15 protein-coding genes are annotated in these 17,458 nt (G+C 41.5%); 12 read left to right on the forward strand and 3 right to left on the reverse strand.

Annotated elements, in window-relative coordinates; translation table 11 throughout:
* The first annotated feature begins 145 nt into the window (after positions 1-145).
* From KPY62_RS00005 to KPY62_RS00035, 7 genes are all read left to right on the forward strand, one after another.
* Positions 146-673: a fimbrial protein gene (locus tag KPY62_RS00005; RefSeq protein WP_216580259.1), complete on the forward strand. Its 528-nt coding sequence runs from the start codon at positions 146-148 to the stop codon at positions 671-673.
* Between the two features lie 82 nt (positions 674-755).
* A complete protein-coding gene (locus KPY62_RS00010) occupies positions 756-1,481 on the forward strand; it encodes a molecular chaperone (RefSeq protein WP_216580260.1) in 726 nt (241 codons plus the stop codon).
* A gap of 66 nt (positions 1,482-1,547) precedes the next feature.
* Positions 1,548-4,109 carry a fimbria/pilus outer membrane usher protein gene (locus KPY62_RS00015; protein WP_216580261.1) on the forward strand — a complete coding sequence of 854 codons (2,562 nt, stop codon included), beginning with the start codon at positions 1,548-1,550 and terminating at the stop codon, positions 4,107-4,109.
* Positions 4,106-5,137 carry a fimbrial protein gene (locus tag KPY62_RS00020; protein ID WP_216580262.1) on the forward strand — a complete coding sequence of 344 codons (1,032 nt, stop codon included), beginning with the start codon at positions 4,106-4,108 and terminating at the stop codon, positions 5,135-5,137. The genes KPY62_RS00015 and KPY62_RS00020 overlap by 4 nt, the downstream gene beginning before the upstream one ends.
* An 11-nt stretch (positions 5,138-5,148) precedes the next feature.
* Positions 5,149-5,526, forward strand: a complete 378-nt coding sequence (locus KPY62_RS00025; RefSeq protein WP_228730497.1) for an IS630 transposase-related protein — start codon at positions 5,149-5,151, stop codon at positions 5,524-5,526.
* A gap of 390 nt (positions 5,527-5,916) precedes the next feature.
* Positions 5,917-6,339 (forward strand): tetratricopeptide repeat protein, encoded by a 423-nt coding sequence (locus tag KPY62_RS00030; protein ID WP_201624067.1) that lies wholly within the window; start codon positions 5,917-5,919, stop codon positions 6,337-6,339.
* Positions 6,340-6,521: 182 nt separating this feature from the next.
* On the forward strand, positions 6,522-8,048 hold the full coding sequence (locus KPY62_RS00035; protein WP_216580263.1) for an acetyl-CoA hydrolase/transferase family protein: 1,527 nt from the start codon (positions 6,522-6,524) through the stop codon (positions 8,046-8,048).
* Positions 8,049-8,275: 227 nt separating this feature from the next.
* Here KPY62_RS00035 and KPY62_RS00040 read toward each other — a convergent pair whose 3' ends face one another.
* Positions 8,276-9,235 carry an acyltransferase gene (locus KPY62_RS00040; protein WP_216580264.1) on the reverse strand — a complete coding sequence of 320 codons (960 nt, stop codon included), beginning with the start codon at positions 9,233-9,235 and terminating at the stop codon, positions 8,276-8,278.
* Positions 9,236-9,558: 323 nt separating this feature from the next.
* Between KPY62_RS00040 and KPY62_RS00045 the strand changes: the two genes are divergently transcribed.
* Positions 9,559-11,112, forward strand: coding sequence for a TerC family protein (locus KPY62_RS00045; protein WP_216582956.1), 1,554 nt, complete (start codon positions 9,559-9,561; stop codon positions 11,110-11,112).
* 200 nt (positions 11,113-11,312) lie between these two features.
* Here KPY62_RS00045 and KPY62_RS00050 read toward each other — a convergent pair whose 3' ends face one another.
* Positions 11,313-11,537, reverse strand: a complete 225-nt coding sequence (locus KPY62_RS00050; protein ID WP_216580265.1) for a hypothetical protein — start codon at positions 11,535-11,537, stop codon at positions 11,313-11,315.
* A 154-nt stretch (positions 11,538-11,691) separates the two neighbouring features.
* Here KPY62_RS00050 and KPY62_RS00055 point away from each other — a divergent pair, with 154 nt between their 5' ends.
* From KPY62_RS00055 to KPY62_RS00065, 3 genes are all read left to right on the forward strand, one after another.
* Positions 11,692-12,450 (forward strand): hypothetical protein, encoded by a 759-nt coding sequence (locus tag KPY62_RS00055; RefSeq protein WP_216580266.1) that lies wholly within the window; start codon positions 11,692-11,694, stop codon positions 12,448-12,450.
* Between the two features lie 264 nt (positions 12,451-12,714).
* Positions 12,715-12,966: a hypothetical protein gene (locus KPY62_RS00060; protein WP_216580267.1), complete on the forward strand. Its 252-nt coding sequence runs from the start codon at positions 12,715-12,717 to the stop codon at positions 12,964-12,966.
* Positions 12,967-13,211: 245 nt separating this feature from the next.
* Positions 13,212-14,072: a universal stress protein gene (locus tag KPY62_RS00065; RefSeq protein WP_216580268.1), complete on the forward strand. Its 861-nt coding sequence runs from the start codon at positions 13,212-13,214 to the stop codon at positions 14,070-14,072.
* A gap of 206 nt (positions 14,073-14,278) precedes the next feature.
* On the opposite strand, the gene KPY62_RS00070 is transcribed toward KPY62_RS00065, so the two are convergent.
* Positions 14,279-15,277 carry a GlxA family transcriptional regulator gene (locus KPY62_RS00070; protein ID WP_216580269.1) on the reverse strand — a complete coding sequence of 333 codons (999 nt, stop codon included), beginning with the start codon at positions 15,275-15,277 and terminating at the stop codon, positions 14,279-14,281.
* Positions 15,278-15,561: 284 nt separating this feature from the next.
* On the opposite strand from KPY62_RS00070, the gene KPY62_RS00075 reads away from it, so the two are divergent.
* A complete protein-coding gene (locus tag KPY62_RS00075) occupies positions 15,562-17,397 on the forward strand; it encodes an acyl-CoA dehydrogenase (RefSeq protein WP_216580270.1) in 1,836 nt (611 codons plus the stop codon).
* The last annotated feature ends 61 nt before the right edge of the window (positions 17,398-17,458 follow it).

Consider the following 17,458-nt stretch of genomic DNA (forward strand, 5'->3'; position numbering starts at 1 on the left):
AATTGTAAGTATGTTGTTTTTTCTATTGAGTTTCTTATATAAAAAGAGCTAGTATTATCTAACTCATAAGTTATTAATCTTCTTGAGAGTTAATGTCATTCAATGAAAAAAGATTAACAACGGTAATAATCTACGGAGATTAATCATGAAGAAAATAACTTTAGCGGCTTCTGTAATAGCTCTTGGTATGTCTAGTGCTTTTGCTGCTGACGGGCTAATTACTATCAACGGTATGGTTAGTGCCAAAACTTGTGACATTGAGGCAGGAAGTAAAAACATTACTGTAACGCTTCCTACTGTTTCTAAACAAAGTCTCGCAGCAGTGGGTCAGGTTGCTGGCCGTACACCTTTTACTATCAAGTTATCCAACTGCTCTGCAGGAAAAGTAGCTACTTACTTTGAGCCTGGCTCATCAGTTGACTTTAACTCGGGTCGTTTAAAGAACGTCACTGGTAGCGCCACTAACGTTCAAGTTCAACTATTAGGAGATAATAACTTATTTATTCCTGTTCTAGCCGCAGGCTCTAACGGGGTGCAGAGCAACTCGCAGTTAGTAGATGTTTTGGCTCTCGGCAGCGCTAATCTTAATTACTACGCTGAGTACTACGCTACTGGTGCATCAACGGTAGGAACTGTAGGGACTTCAGTGCAATACACTCTTGTTTATCAGTAACTAAAAAACTTAGTAGATTGGAGGAGACAAGAGGGGCATTTAACTTGTCTTTTCCAGTTTATATTTATATAGGAGTAAGTATATGTTCTCAAATCATTGGTTTTATAAGATATGCTTATTCATATTTTTGATTTTCTCTGGTGTAGCAAACGCTGAAATAATTATTCATGGTACTCGTGTCGTCTATCCATCTGATGCGCGTGAAATTACTTTAGAGGTAACTAATGAAGGAGAAAATCCAGCTCTAGTACAAGTTTGGATTGATGAAGGTGACGCCGACTCAACCCCAGATCAATCAAAAGCCCCCTTTGTGATTACCCCTCCTATCGCGCGTGTAGAAGCACAAAAAGGACAATTCTTACGTATAAGCAGTTTGCCGACAGCCAACGCCCTTAGTAAAGATCAAGAAACATTGTTTTGGTTGAATATTTTGGATATCCCCCCTAAGCCAAACTCAAAAAATATGAGTGCAGCGCCAGATAGTTTTTTGCAACTCGCCATTCGCTCGCGAATCAAACTTTTCTATCGACCTAGTAGTATTAAAGAAGATGCCAATTTAGCACCTGGAAAAATTCAATGGACTAATAACGGCAAGGTTTTAGTAATTAAAAACCCAACGCCGTTTTATATAACTATGAGCGCTATAGCTCAGCAGAATCTGGGTGAAAAGGTTGATATTCTACGAGAGGGTTTAATGTTGTCGCCATTTTCTGAGAAGTCAGTGACTCTACTGAATTCAAATGTACAAGGTATGACTTTTACTACGATTAATGATTATGGTGGTAGTGTTACGAACGACATCAAGTAATTATGGTTTTTCAATCAATTAAAAACAGTAACTATGTTTCTTTAATTTTTAAGGGATGATCGGATCATGAAAAATAAAACGAAATCTCGTAAGTACATTAAGAGGAACATAAGCTACTACCTAACTTGTAGTGTCATTAGCTTTAGTATGCCAACCCTAGCGAATGCTAATGAGGGTGATGAAAAACCTTCTTCACCAATCAGCACAGAAGCTGAATTTAGCGCTGATTTTTTGATAGGAGATGCTAAAAAAATTGATATGAATAGATTTACTTATGGCAATCCAGTTTTACCTGGTGAGTATAATTTAGATGTTTATATCAATGGCAGCTGGTTTGGTAAGCACCGTATGTTATTTAAAGCTACTACGGATAACAAGAATTCATATACTTGCTTTACTGACAAGCAGTTACTTGAATACGGTGTAAAAGCGGAAGTTATCCAACAAAAGGCAGAATATGACAGTGGAAGCTGTCAGAAACTTGATGAATGGATTGAGTCATCATTTTATGAGTTTGATAGCTCAAAACTAAGGTTTGATATCTCTATTCCACAAATTGCCATGCAAAAAAACGCCCAAGGTTATGTCGATCCCAGCGTTTGGGACCGTGGTATCAATGCGGCATTCGTCTCTTATAGTGCCAGTGCCTATAAGACTTTCAATGCATCAGAAAACAACAATGACAACACCAATGCGTTTTTATCTTTAAACACAGGGGCGAACGTTGCAGGTTGGCAGTTTCGTCATAATGGACAATGGGTATGGAATGAGTCTGAGAATAGTGACAATAAGTCAAAGTACGAGTCAGTTAGCACCTACGCACAACGCGCCTATCCTGAATACCGCAGTGTACTAACACTCGGCGACAGTTTTACTAATGGTGAAATATTTGATTCGTTTGGTTACCGCGGGGCAGATTTTTCTAGTGATGATCGTATGCTGCCTAATAGCATGGTGGGCTATGCGCCGCGTATCCGTGGCAATGCTAGGACCAATGCTAAGGTTGAAGTGCGTCAACAAGGCCAATTGATTTATCAAACTACGGTTGCTCCTGGCAGCTTTGAGATTAACGATCTATACCCAACAGGATTTGGCGGTGAGCTTGAAGTTTCCATCTTTGAGGCCAGTGGTGAGATTCAAAGGTACGCAATCGCTTATGCCTCAGTAGCTCAAATGCTTCGCCCAGGGATGAGTCGCTATTCAGTGACGGCTGGTCAGTTTCGCGATCGTGATATTGAGCTTGATCCCTTTATTTTTCAGGGTAAGTACCAGCGTGGCATTAATAACTCTGTGACAGCGTATGGCGGCCTACAAGGGTCAGATAATTATGCAGCTCTTACTTTAGGCGGCGCATTTGCAACACCGATTGGTGCTATTGCATTAGATGTGACCCACTCGCAGACTGATTTTGATCAGCGTGATGAAGAGAAAGGACAAAGCTTTCGACTTAGTTATAGTAAGCTAATTACCCCGACAAACACTAATTTAACTTTAGCAGCCTACCGTTATTCTACTGAAGGTTTTTATAAGTTACGTGACGCCTTAATGACACAAGATATTGAGAATAAAGGCGGTGGTAGCTCCTATCTTGGTAAACAGCGTAGTGAATTTCAAATAACTCTAAATCAAGAGCTGCCTAATAATTGGGGTAATATATATGCTACGGGTTCGTGGTCCGATTATTGGAATTTAGATCAAGTAACTAAGCAGTACCAAGTTGGTTATAGTAACAACTATCGTAACGTAAATTACGGACTGTCCGCCATTAATCGTGTTCTTGAAAACCAAATCACTAATCGAAGTGAGAACGATACTGAATATATGCTGAGTTTATCACTGCCGCTCTCTTATAAGGGTAACTCTGCAAACTTCAACTCAATCAGTACTCAGGATAATACGACTATTGGAGTGAGCGGTATGGTAGGAGATCGTTTCAATTATGGAACTTCAATAACCACCGCCTATGGAGAAAACCCCAATGCAAGCATCAACGCTCAGTATCGGACTAACGTTGCTACTGTAGGTGGCTCTTACAGTATCTCAGATCAGTACCAGCAGGCCATGATTTCTGCACGAGGCAATATAGTCGCTCATTCTGAAGGGGTTCTATTTGGTCCAGATCAGGGGCAAACGATGGTATTGGTTTATGCGCCTGAAGCGGCAGGGGCCAAAGTAAATAACACTACAGGATTGACTATAAATAAAGCAGGCTATGCAGTCATTCCTTACGTAACTCCTTATCGCTTGAACGATATTACTTTAGATCCGCAAGGTATGTCGCTTGATGTTGAGTTAGAGGGAACTAGCCAGCGTATTGCCCCTTATGCCGGATCGATTTCAAAAGTTAACTTTGTGACTAAATTAGGTAAGGCCATCTATATTCGTAGCTTAAAGCCAACCGGTGAAACACTGCCTTTTGCCGCTGAAGTACTTAATTCTAAGGGAGAGTATGTCGGTATCGTAGCTCAAGGCAGTTTAGTGTACTTACGTAGTGATACTTTAGCAGACACGGTAACTGTAAAATGGGGTGATAATCAGGACGAGCAATGCAGTATTCAATACGATATAGCCAATCAAGTAGCCGATAGTCAAAAAAACCTAATTATGCTAGAAGGGGTATGTAAATGAGATATAAAAATCTAAACACTCATTTGTTACTGATGGGGTTGCTCGCAGGGTATGCTTTTAGTTCAGAGGCATATGCAGCGTGTACTGCTAGCCAAGGTTTTATGACTCAAGATGTAAGTATGGCGGTTGGCAGAGTGGTGGTTAAGCCAAGTGATCCTGTAGGAAAAATACTGCGTAAGTCCACTTTCTCGATAGCCTCTAATGGCTCAAGCATTACGTGTGATGGTACTGGTTCAGCAACGATTGAAGCCATACTTTTACAGAACTTTCAGTTAAGCCCTTTAGGCAACTCAATATATAATACGAATATTGAAGGGATTGGAATCCGCCTTTATAGAGAAGCTGTAGACGCAACCAATTTTTCGGGGTTTTATCCTTATACTAGGACAGTAGCTGGCAGTACAACCTATACTTTATCACCAGGATTTTTCGTTGTTGAAATTATAAAAACAGCCCCCTCTACCGGTTCTGGAGCGTTGGCTCCAGGAGCCTATAGTAGTTATCGTTTTACTAACAATCGTACTCGTCCGTGGCTAACTAGTGCTGTGTATGGGGACACTATTACCATTGCCTCTTCATCTTGTGAGATACAAGGCAATATAAACAAGATCGTCCAGTTGCCTACTGTCAATAAAACTAACTTTCAAGGAGTAGGATCAACCATAGGAGAACAAGCTTTTGACTTAAATATTCTATGCAACGGTGGCACAAGCCCTGCAGGATTTGAAGAAACCAGTAACATAAGCTTAAACTTCGACTATACCGCTGCCGCTAACACTGTTAATGTTATAGAAAACTCTGCTCCTGCAGCAGAGCGTGCGACAGGTGTAGCGGTTCAATTAGTATCCAATTATAATAATGTTAATAAAGTAATCGCTAAAAATGAAAAAATTGCTTTAGGGTCTTTAACTTCGAACCAGAACATTCAACATAATATTCCGTTGGCTGCTCGCTATTATCAAACCGGTCCTGTTGTCACTCCAGGGAGTGTTAGGTCGGTAGCAACAGTTACCATCCAATATCAATAAGGGAGGTAGCAATGACTTATTCGCTGGATTTCCGTAAACAAGTGTTGCGTAGTATCAGTGAAGGTATGAGCGTTAAACAAGCCGCTGCTTTTTATCAGATAAGTACCAGCACCATACACAGCTGGACAAAAGCACTAGAGTCAAAAAACCGTAGAAATAAACCACCAACCAAAATACTAGATATGATATTACTCAATGATATTGCAGCGTTTCCTAATGACTTTCAGTATCAAAGGGCACAGCGACTAAGCTGTAGTAACTCAGGAGTTTACTACGCTTTAAGAAGGCTAGACATCCAACAAAAAAAGGTAAAAAAAGACCAAAATGGATTAGAAATATTAATAGTTGAACACCATGATCAACCTAAGGAGTACAACAGCAGTAAGTAATAACGGCCAATATTTACTTTGATTTATATCACTTCTTTATAATTTATCAAGCATTTAGTAAAGTCTTAATTATACTTAGACAATAAAAAGACCTCAAGTAACTAATGTTATTGAGGTTTTTTTGTTGTCTAAAGGCTTATAAATAAAGAGATGAGGGTAAGCTAGTTATTTTAAAAAATTTCTGCTAGCTATTTGCTATATATTACTTATCATTGTTCACTTACTCTCCTGCTATTGTCACTTACTGCCCGTTAACTAAGCCGCTATCTACATGGCTTATCCTGTAAACAACGCCAGTTAGTATCTAAGGTTAGTCTATTATTAGCTCCAAAGCACTGCAGCGCTACCATACCGCCTCACCATTTATTTTAATAAAAAAAGGAACATCTCATGATTAACACTAAAATATACAAAGCTGTTTACAAGCTAGCCGAAGAGCTGTTAGAAGCGGACCGAATAGGCGATCAGCCTGCTTTTGATAAGTTTTATGCCGAGCTGCAGGCGTTATGTATCGATAATGAAAATACCGACAAAGATCACCCAGAGCAGTGGGAGACGCTTGCTGACTTCACTGGAGAGTTGGATGAGGCGTTAGTCAAATATCAAAAGGCTTTAGATAAGGCGACGGCGATTAATTCTAAAGATCATATGTCATCGATTGCTTTTTCTATGGCGGTACTACAGATCGAGATGGGTCAAAAAGAAGCCGCTATTAGTAGTTTACAAAATGCCAAAATCAGCGCTAATAAAATCGAAGACCGAGAGTTCAAGGTTGAGATAGATGAGTTACTCAGCAGTTTAGTGGCCGAGTAGCTATAGACTGTGGCTAATTAAGAGCAAATTGAGTCATTGCTATAATACTTGATCTAAGCTCCTCGCATTTTGCAGCGAAGTTGTTTAAGATACGGCTACGAGATCGTGTCAACGGCTTCGTCCAGAATGCTCCTCACTCTAATGAGGATCTCTATCAACATGGAAGTCATTAGGAAAACAATATGAGTTCAATTAATCATGAAGGTCGTGTACTACACGAAGGTTTGAGTAAAAAAATAATGTCTGCTGAGCAAGCAGCGGCTTTTATAAAAAACGATATGAATGTAGGAATGAGTGGCTTCACTGGCGCCGGTTATCCTAAAGCCATACCAGCAGCCTTAGCCAAACATATGGAAGCGGCCCACGCGCGTGGCGAAGATTTCCAAATTGGCCTATTAACTGGGGCTTCTACCGCCACTGAGTGTGATGGCGTATTGGCTGATGCTAAAGGTATCAAATGGCGTACTCCTTATCAATCAGAGCCTGCACTACGTAAACAAATCAATGCAGGTGAAGCCTTATACTTCGATATGCATTTATCCCATGTAGCTCAGCAAAGTACTATTGGATTTTATGGCGATATGCATGTAGCTGTAGTGGAAGTAGCAGGTATCTTGCCTGATGGTCGCCTGATTCCATCAACTTCTATTGGTACGAGCAATGCATGGTTGAATAATGCGGCCAAGATCATTTTAGAAGTCAATGCTCAGCAAAGCTTAATGTTAGAAGGTATGCATGATGTTTATAATGACATTGGTATGCCGCCTAATCGCAAACCCATTCCCCTAGTGACTCCAGGTGGGCGCATCGGCGACCCTTACTTATCTTGTGATTTAGATAAAGTCGTGGCTGTAGTGTTAACCAACTCGCCAGATCGCAATAGCAAGTTTGCTGATCCTGATGAGTGTTCCAATCAAATAGCTAGCCATATCATTGACTTTTTCCATGATGAAGTCAAAAAAGGCCGTCTGCCAGCTAACCTATTGCCTATACAATCTGGGGTAGGTAACGTAGCTAATGCGGTATTGGCTGGATTACAAAATAGCCCGTTTGAGCAGTTAACTGGCTACACTGAAGTTCTGCAAGACGGTATGCTTGATCTAATCATGTCTGGCAAGATGACTATGGCCTCCGCTACTGCATTGTCATTAAGCCCGGATGCACTAAAGACTTTTAATGCCAATATTGCTGACCTACGTGCGCGCATTGTTTTGCGTCCACAAGAGATTACCAACCATCCTGAAGTTGCGCGTCGCTTAGGCGTTCTAGCTATTAATGCGATGATTGAGTGTGACCTCTATGGTAACGTCAACTCCACTCACGTTATGGGCACCAATATGATGAACGGCCTTGGCGGTTCAGGCGACTTTGCCCGTAATGCCTACACTTCATTCTTTGTGTCGCCATCAGTAGCCAAAGATGGTGCTATCTCCTGTATCACCCCGATGGTATCGCATCATGACCATACTGAGCATGATGTTATGGTGATCGTGACTGAGCAAGGGTTAGCCGATTTACGTGGGCTGGCGCCTCGTCAACGTGCGCAAGCAATTATTGATAACTGTGCGCATCCAGATTACCGTCCTATGCTACAAGATTACTTCGATCGTGCCTCTAGCACGGCGGGCATGCAAACGCCGCATATCCTTAATGAGTCATTATCTTGGCATCAACGTTATGTCGAAACTGGCGATATGCGTATCAAATAAGCCTAGCGCTTTTGCTTTTTAAGCCTAGCTAATAAAAAAACGCCTCTTAGCAGATTTTGGCTAAGGGGCGTTTTTTTGTCTTTATCACTAACTATTAAAAAAGCGATGTATAGTGCTAGGCTAAAAGCGTAAGCCTACTATTATCTTGCTATTATTGACTGAGAAGTGACTGATGACTTACTGAGCAGCGCTTGGTTTTAACTACTTTGTGCAGCGGAGGGTAGGCTCTACCACTCATCTTCAAACTCATCTTTAAAATCGGCCAACATAGCGCTAATACGCTCATCTTTTTGCTGCCATATCTGCTCGACCCAAGCGAACATCTGTGCTTTGACAGCGTCATCATTCTCATAGCCACCGTTTTGAATAGCAATAGATAAGGGGCTAGGTATGGTAATGTAGCGGACGTCAACGCCTAGTCGTCTGATATTGCCTTGCCACAAGTCGCTATAACTTGGTACGCCGTCGGGATAGACGATGGTCATGTCCAAAATACCGTCTATATCTGCTCCCAAAGCATTGATAGCCAAGGCCAAACCACCAGCACGCGGTTTGAGTAGGTACTGGTAAGGCGACTGCTGCTTATCACGTTTGCTTGCGGTAAAGCGGGTGCCTTCTAAGTAATTTAGTAAGGTAAAAGGCTTATTTTTTAGCAAGGTACAAGCACGTTTGGCCTCGATAATATCTTGACCTTTTAGCGCTGGGTTTTTGGCAATGGCTTTTTTTGAGTAGCGCCGCATCATTGGAAAGTCTAAGAAGTAAAAGGTCTGACCGACGATAGGAATGTATATCAATTCAAACTTTGTAAAAAACCGCGTCAAAGGCAAACGATCCTGACTAACATACTGTACCACGCTAGTATCTACCCAAGATTGGTGATTGCTGACCAGCAGATATTTACCATTGACGTGTACTTCATCAGGCAGGCTGATACGCCAGTCTTTGTCTGGCAATATGGTATCGATCACCGCATTATTACTATTGATCCAATGATTGGCTATCTTGATCACCGCTTTATCGGCAATAGCAGAGCCAGTAATTATCTTAGTAGCTCCCATCAGCCACACCGGCAAGCTACCGCCAAAGCTGTTAGCTAAAATGACTCCAGTAGCCGTTGCCAACGATAGTACTTTACCCAGTCTAGGGGTACGCTGATGTATATTTTGAAAAATTGGTGCCAATTGCATGTTAGATCCTATCTATACCCAATAGAGGTAGTGGCTAATATCTCAACATGATTTTAACAGATAACGGTCTGTCTTTATGGTGTGAAAGGACTGTGCCTGATGATTGTATTCTAAAATTATTAGGTAATATGGTCTCTGCTAACTTCTAAAAACAATAAATACTAAGCACTAAAAAGCAATTAGGATGTTGGAGTTATCAAAACAATATTAATTATTACATGAAATTTGATGTTTTATAATGGCGTTTATCTATAATTGCTTCTATCTACAACTGTTTTTAACTTCTAACCCCTAAATTATAACTGTGAGTACGCAATTAAATGATAGAGCTTTTAAGCGATCCATCGATATGGCTTGGCTTTTTAACCTTAGTTACCCTTGAGATGGTCTTGGGTATCGATAACTTAGTATTTATTGCTATTTTGGCAAATAAACTGCCACCCCATCAACGTAATAAAGCTCGAAATATCGGTTTGTCACTCGCTCTAGTCATGCGCTTGGGCTTACTGTTCATTATGTCTTGGCTAGTGACATTGACTGAGCCGGTAGTCGAGTATGGGGCATTTGCTCTATCGGTTAGAGATTTAATCTTAGTAGTTGGCGGTGTATTTTTATTGTTTAAAGCTACCCTTGAGCTGCATGAACGCTTAGAGGGCAAACCAGAAAGCAATAGTAAGAGCAAAGTCTATGCTGGCTTCGTCGCTGTAGTGGCGCAAATTGTCATCTTAGATGCTGTGTTCTCGTTCGATGCAGTCATTACTGCTGTCGGCATGGTAGAGCGGCTTGAGGTGATGATGGCAGCCGTTATTGTAGCGATGTTCGTTATGATTATGGCCTCCAAAGCTTTGACGGACTTCGTTGGCCGTCACCCTACGGTGGTGATTCTATGCTTAAGCTTTTTATTGATGATTGGCTTTAGCTTAATCGTTGAGGGGCTGGGCTATCATGTTCCTAAAGGCTATCTATATGCGGCGATTGGTTTCTCTATTCTTATCGAGGCCTTTAACCAGTTTATACAAAGAAACCGTAGCAAATATGAGGCGCAGATCCCGTTGCGAGATAGGGCGGCTGATAGTATATTAATGCTGATGGGTGGCACGGCTCAAGAAAACACTAATAATGAGATGTCGGTAAATGACAGAAGCTTAGCCGCCGCACTGCCTTTTGCACAAGAGGAGCGCTACATGATTAGTGGGGTATTGGCTCTTGGTGAGCGCCAAGTACAGACTATCATGACCCCACGTTCCGAAGTATCTTGGGTCGATATTACTGGTAGTTTGGCATCGATTCGTCATCAAGTATTGTCAACGCCGCACAGCTTATTACCAGTGTGTGAAAAGCGTTTAGACAAGATCTTAGGGGTAATACGAGCTAAAGACATCTTAGCCGCTCTTGAGGATGATCCAAGCGATGTTCATGCCGCTTTAGAGCCTTTATTCACTAAACAGCAGCCGGTATTTGTCTCTGATACTATCGACAATCTACGACTGATCAATCTACTAAAAAATGCTAAAGGCAACTTGGCCGTAGTGATAGATGAGTATGGTCAATTAGCTGGGCTAGTGACGCCACTAGATTTGTTTGAGGCTATCGCTGGCGAGTTCCCTGATGAGGATGAGACTCTAGAGATCGTCAATAAGCAAGACCACTGGGTCGCTGAAGGTACAGTTAGTCTTAACCAATTGCGTCTTGAGTTGCAGGAGTCTAATTTACTCGATGATGTCGAGCAGCTAACCATCGGTGGTTATATAAATTCGCAACTCAAAGGGGCGGCGCAAGTCAATGATCAGATCAGTACTGATGATTATATTTTTACGGTTTTAGAAACCTTGTCATCTAGAATTCTACTAGTAAAAATTGAGAAAGTCGGCCAATAAGTTAAACAGAAGCTAAACAAAAAACAGCATAGTGAAAGACAAAACGAAGTCAATTTATTGGCTTCGTTTTTTTTAATAATGCAGGATGGTAGGGTTGGCTTGAGACTTTTGAAGTACTAAAACAAGTAAGAAAATCATCATAAAAAATTTCCACAACAATTGCAGAGCTTTGTTTTAGTGCAAGGTTATAAGCGCTTAGCTTAATCAATAGCAGCCTGGTTATTGGTTTGTACATAGACCGAGATAGTGAGTATCAATACTCGCTCTTCTCTTTGATTGAGCAGTTCACCGGTATAAGTGATTAGCACCCGTTTGCGCTCAGTCTCAAAATTAATAGCGGTCACCGTCAGTGAGCCGGTCAAGGTATCATCCGGATACACTGGGTGACGAAACTGTAAGTCCTTAATTCCATCACCACCGATCACCTTGATATTCTGCGAAAATATCCTCTCTTCGCAACCAGTGCTCTAAACAGTTTCTTTAGCATGGCATATTGACGGCAGTGACGCTTACGACTACGATTGGTATAGGTAGTTGGATTAGGCCTAAATAAGCTTAAAAAATAAAAGGACTTAAACCATGAAACTATTTAGGATAGCGGCCATAGTTGCTGCAATGGCAATAACCAATATTGCCCAAGCCGAGGTCTATAAGTGGCAAGATGAGCTATGCGATATAAAGGGTAAATTCGATAATAAAAAGTATAGTGCCAAACAAATCAAGAATTCCCATTTTGTACTACGAGCCTTAACCAGCTCCAACTTAAGTAGCTTTTTTCCCCCTATGGACATCAATGCGCTCGATGAGCTATCTATGACAGACATGGATAAGCTAACTAAAGAGTACCAACAAGTTAAGAGTAACGCTGGGCGTCTAGAAGTTGTGCCAGAAGCAAAAGAATATAAGCAACAGCTGCTGAAATCTATCGATGGCGAATATAAACAAAATCGACTAACCATTTTAGCTTATCTAAATCCTAGTGATGCTTTTAAGAAAAGCCCGCCAATGTGTAAGCATTACCTTGAACCTTTGCTGCAAAACGAGACCGCCATTCAGAGTAAGTGGCAGCAGTTTGTCGAAGATAGAATCCAACAGCAGGCACGTCTAAGCGATGATAATGGTGAGTACTATCGGGATCTGGCCACAGAGCGTTACCAAAGAGAAAAAGCAACTGACCCTGCCAAGTATGCCAAAATTGATTTGGTTACTTTCGGTTTTGGCAATTGTGTGAATGATCAGGTCTATCATATCGACCCTGAAAAGGTCTATGACTATCAGCAAAAACTCAATAAAACCCTGTTTGGTAAGAGTTTGACTATAGTTTGTGATGAGCCTTGAGGTTTAGTTTAGGCGTAGGTTTTACACTGAACATCCGCTCTCTTATAGCAACTATTGTGACACTCACATCGCCGGTCAGTCTTGCCCCATAAGCTTTGAGATAGACTCAGATGATGCCTGGTCAAATAATAATTTTTCTAAGTTTGAATATAAGCTAGTGGGCGATAAACTTTATAACGGTTCTGGCGAAAAGCTTATCGAAATGAGGCGTTGTCTTTAAAAAGTAATTTATATCAATTTTTACCGTTAATTAAGGAGTAGCATATGGAAGCTATAGGAATGATTTTGCTATTTATAGGTATGGCTATCGCTTTTATCTATAGCATCAAGCTTATTATCTTAGCTTTTCAAGAATCAATACTTTGGGGTTTATTATATTTATTTCTGCCCTTTGCTAATCTATATTTTATTATTACCCGTTGGGCAAAGTGCCGAGGCCCAGTGCTAAAAAGCTTGCTTTGCATTCCGTTTATTCTTCTAGGGGTTATGCTGATGCCTTTAACCCTTGATTATTAACGGATCGCTATCATTCAAGCGTCCGAAGATCACCGCTAAAGCCAATTCATGGCACAGAATATAGTCAATCTGTCTTTAAAACAGAACGTCAGGTTATCGCTTTTATTTAGGGCTGACTGTATGTAGATAGTCTTAATATGCCCTATTTGAGTCTATTGTTATTGATAAACAATGATAGACTGAAATAGACTCTACTGTGTAGTATAAATACCAATAGAAACTTCATTCAATATTAAGGAGCAGTCATGACCACTCAGCAGCACATTCTAGCTTGTATCGATGGCTCAGCAGTGACTGAGTCTGTCTGTGGCTATGCCGCTTGGTATGCCGAGCGCTTAAATATGCCTGTGGCTTTATTAAATGTGATAGAAGTGCCGGCCTCAGCAAGGCGTGACTTGTCAGGGTCCATAGGAGTGGACAGTCGACAGATATTACTACAAGAGTTATCGCAGATTGACGAGCAGCGAGCCAAGATTGCTAATAGCTATAGTAATGCTTTAATGCAAGATGCCAAAAGCTATATTGAAGATAACTTCACAGTAGCTGTCACGCCTTACCAACGGCGTAGTAAGCTGCTCCCAGCTATTGAACATTTTGACCTTAAGAATCGCGCTATCGTTATGGGCAGGCGCGGGGAGGATCATAAAGACAGTCGTATCAATATCGGTAGTCAAATAGAAACCGTCGCTCGTGCCTCTAGAGTGCCTATTCTTATTTGCTCTGAAACCTTTACTAAGCCCCAATCTTATATGATTGCTTTTGATGCTAGCAAAACTTCTATCAGAGCCATCCATTTAGTAGCGAAAAGTGAAGTGCTAAAAGGTATACCCGGTCATATCGTGATGATAGGTAATAACGATGACAGCTCAAAGAATAGCTTAGCGGCAGCGGCGGCTGAACTATTAGCAGCAGGATTCACCGTCCAATCTCATCATCTGCCATCCACTGATGCGGTAAAAGGTTTATTGGTCTTTCAGAAGCAGCATGACATCGATATTATGGTCATTGGTGCTTATGGACGCTCTAAGTGGCAGCAGCTATTTTTAGGGAGTACCACTACTGAGATTATCGCTAGTACTTCATCGCCAGTTATTTTGGTCAGATAAGACTTTGGTTGTAGTTGAATATAGTTAGTAAGTAAGTATAGTTCGCAAGTGCAGTTAGCAAATATCATTAACACTTATTATAAGGGTTAGCGTGCAATTTCTTATAGCGCTAGCCCTTTTTATTGCCTGCCTTTTTTACCACTCGCTTTTTTATCATTCTACTTCTGCATTGCGGTTAACTTGCAGCATTAGCAAGTAAGCTAACATCAAATCGCTATCCGTGAAAATTTGTTCTGATACTCTTTAGGAGTGAGGGCGGTAGCACGCTTAAATAGTCGAGTAAAAGACGAGATATCGCTGTAACCCACTTGATCGGCAAGAGACTTTATACTGACGTCTTTGGACTCTAACAGACGTTTGGCTTGCTCAATTCGGACTGCCTGAATGTACTCGATAGGACGCATAGCTACGGCTGACTGAAAGCGTCTATTTAGCGTCCGAGTGGTGATATTGACCATAGCCGCCAATTGACTCACTTGTAGCGGTTGCTGAAAATTATTCTCGATATAGTCTTGCACTCGCTTGACCAGTTGATCGGCATGCGGCTTATATAAAGTCACATTAGTATAGCTGTTCTGACTGCCTCTTTTACTATCGATGATCTGGGTTTTAGCCACTTGTGTCGATAGCTCACGTCCACAATAGCGCTCTATTAATAACAGCGCCAAGTCATAAAAAGCACTGCCTCCTGCGGCACAAAATATATTATCCGACTGAGTGACAAACTGGTTTTCTTGTAAATCTACTTCTGGATAATCGCTTTTAAACTTGCTGGCATACCCCCAATGGGTAGTGGCTACTCGTCCTTCTAATAATCCAGCTTTGGCCAACAAAAAAGCCCCGCTACAGTTGCTAGCGATATCAGCTTGTGTATTAGCTAAGCGTATGATGTGCGGTATCAATAACTCGTTTTGTAGCAGTACTTTATCGATAGAGTCGCCGATGGTGGGTATCAATAATAAATCACACCTTCTCACTGCTGCGATATCGCAATGCGCTCGCATAACCAAACGATTGCTACAGCGGATGTCTACGCCGCCCAAACTGGCAATCTGCACTTTAAACCTTGGCGTAACTGGCTGATCCAAAAAACGCTGCCAGCTCACTCCAGTGAATGAAAAAAGATCTAATGCACCAGCCAATACACTGCCTAGCACCCCATCAAATCCTAGAATAACGACCTCAAATGGTTTTATATCGGACATAGCGTATTAACCTTTATAGTTGTTTTTAATCTATGAATTTTTAATTTTATTTCTATCAAATCAGTAGTGAAATAGTACCAACGCTACATAGAAGTTAACGCTTAAATAAAGACTCTCACCGCTATGTTTAAAAAGTGTCCAACACGCTCTAATCATAACCATTATTGTCTTATTTGACTCTGATTATGTCATAAATGACAATACGGTGATGAGCTGAATTAGATTACTATTAGCTAACGACTTATTTTAATAGCACTTTTTAGCCTTTATAGAGAGAAAGTATTATGGCTACAGATACCCTTATTAATGATTTTGAACTGCCGTTCCAACTGTATGATGTCTTGGACACTCAAAACCTTTGCGCTAGTCCAAAGTTTTCCGAGCATAACCGTGAGACTTTTGATGCGGTCTTAGATACCGCTAAAAAGATAGCCACCGATTTATTCTTACCACACAACCGTATAGCCGATCAGAATGAGCCACAGTTTGATGGCACGCGAGTCAGTATGATCGATGAGGTGAAAGTGGCTTTTGATGCCTTTCGAGAGTCAGGATTTATCGCTGGGCGCTATAGCTTTGCAGAGGGTGGTATGCAATTGCCTGAGACAGTGATGACGGCGGTGGCTGGTTACTTTATGGCTGCTAATCCTTCGACTACCGCTTATCCGTTTTTGACTACCGCAGCGATTAATGTGCTGTCGCATTTTGCCAGCGATGAGATCAAAGCGGCCTTTATGCCACGCATGCTCACAGGTGAGTTTACCGGAACGATGGCGTTAACAGAGCCACATGCGGGCTCATCACTGGCTGATATTACCACTACCGCTGTTGCTCAGCAGGATGGCTCCTATCGTATTAAAGGCAGTAAGATCTATATCTCCGGTGGCGATCATGAGTTGTCAGATAATATCGTTCATCTAGTATTGGCCAAGATACCCGGCGGACCAAGCGGAGTCAAAGGCATCTCGCTATTTGCAGTGCCAAAATTTAGACTAGCAGAAGACGGGTCGCTCGGAGTGCGTAATGATGTGCACTTGACGGGTCTGCTACACAAGCTTGGCTATCGTGGCACTACTTCTACATCGCTCAGCTTCGGCGATCAAGGCGAGTGTTATGGCTACTTAATAGGGGAGCCGCACTTCGGTCTACGCTATATGTTTAAGATGATGAATGAGGCGCGTATCGCTGTTGGGTTTGGTGCGGCAATGATTGGCTATCGTGGTTATCAGTATTCGCTAGATTATGCTAAAGATAGGACCCAAGGGCGCATCGCTCCTAATAATAAACCCGAACATGATGCCACCGCCATTATTAATCATGGCGATGTCAAACGTATGCTACTAGCGCAAAAAGCTTATAGCGAAGGGGGTATCTCCTTATGTCTGTATGGCTCTAATCTGATCGATCGCATCAATACTTGTGAGGACGCCACCCTAAAAGCTGAGCTGGCCGAGCTATTAGATTTGCTCACCCCAGTGCTCAAGGCTTGGCCTTCAGAATATGGCCCTAAAGCTAATGATCTAGGCATCCAAGTATTAGGCGGTGCGGGCTACACTCGTGAATATTATGCTGAGCAGTTTTGGCGAGATAATCGTCTTAATCCTATCCACGAAGGTACTAATGGTGTGCAAGCCTTAGACTTGTCATTCCGTAAGCTGTGGCAAAATAACGGCTTAGGTATCCAAATTTTAAAGCGTGAAATCACTAACGATATATTGTCTATTACTACTGCTGAGAGTGGCAAGCTGGCCGCTAAGCTCACGCCTTATATGGGTGACTTGCATCAAGTGTTAGTGCATTTAAGCAAGATACTAGCGACTGAAAAAGCCATTACTTTGACTGGTAATGCGCAAGCACTGATGAATATCTTTGCCACTATAGTAGTCAGTTGGATTTGGATACGCCAAGCTAGTAAAGCTGAGCAACTACTACAAGCCTTACAAGTTGCTGATAAAAAAAGTGCTAGCCATGAGAACACTGATAAGCAAAACTTCTATCAAGGCAAAATCCAAGCGGCTAAATATTTTATCGATTGGGAGTTACCTACCATAAAACGTGATATCGAGCTTTTGACTAACGACAATGCGGTTTGTACAGATATGCAAGCAGCATGGTTTTAAACAGTTTGATTTTATATAGCTTTATTCTAAATAACAGGTTTCTAATACTAAGACTTTGAAT

This window comes from Psychrobacter sp. TAE2020, from assembly GCF_018919485.1.
GTDB lineage: Bacteria > Pseudomonadota > Gammaproteobacteria > Pseudomonadales > Moraxellaceae > Psychrobacter.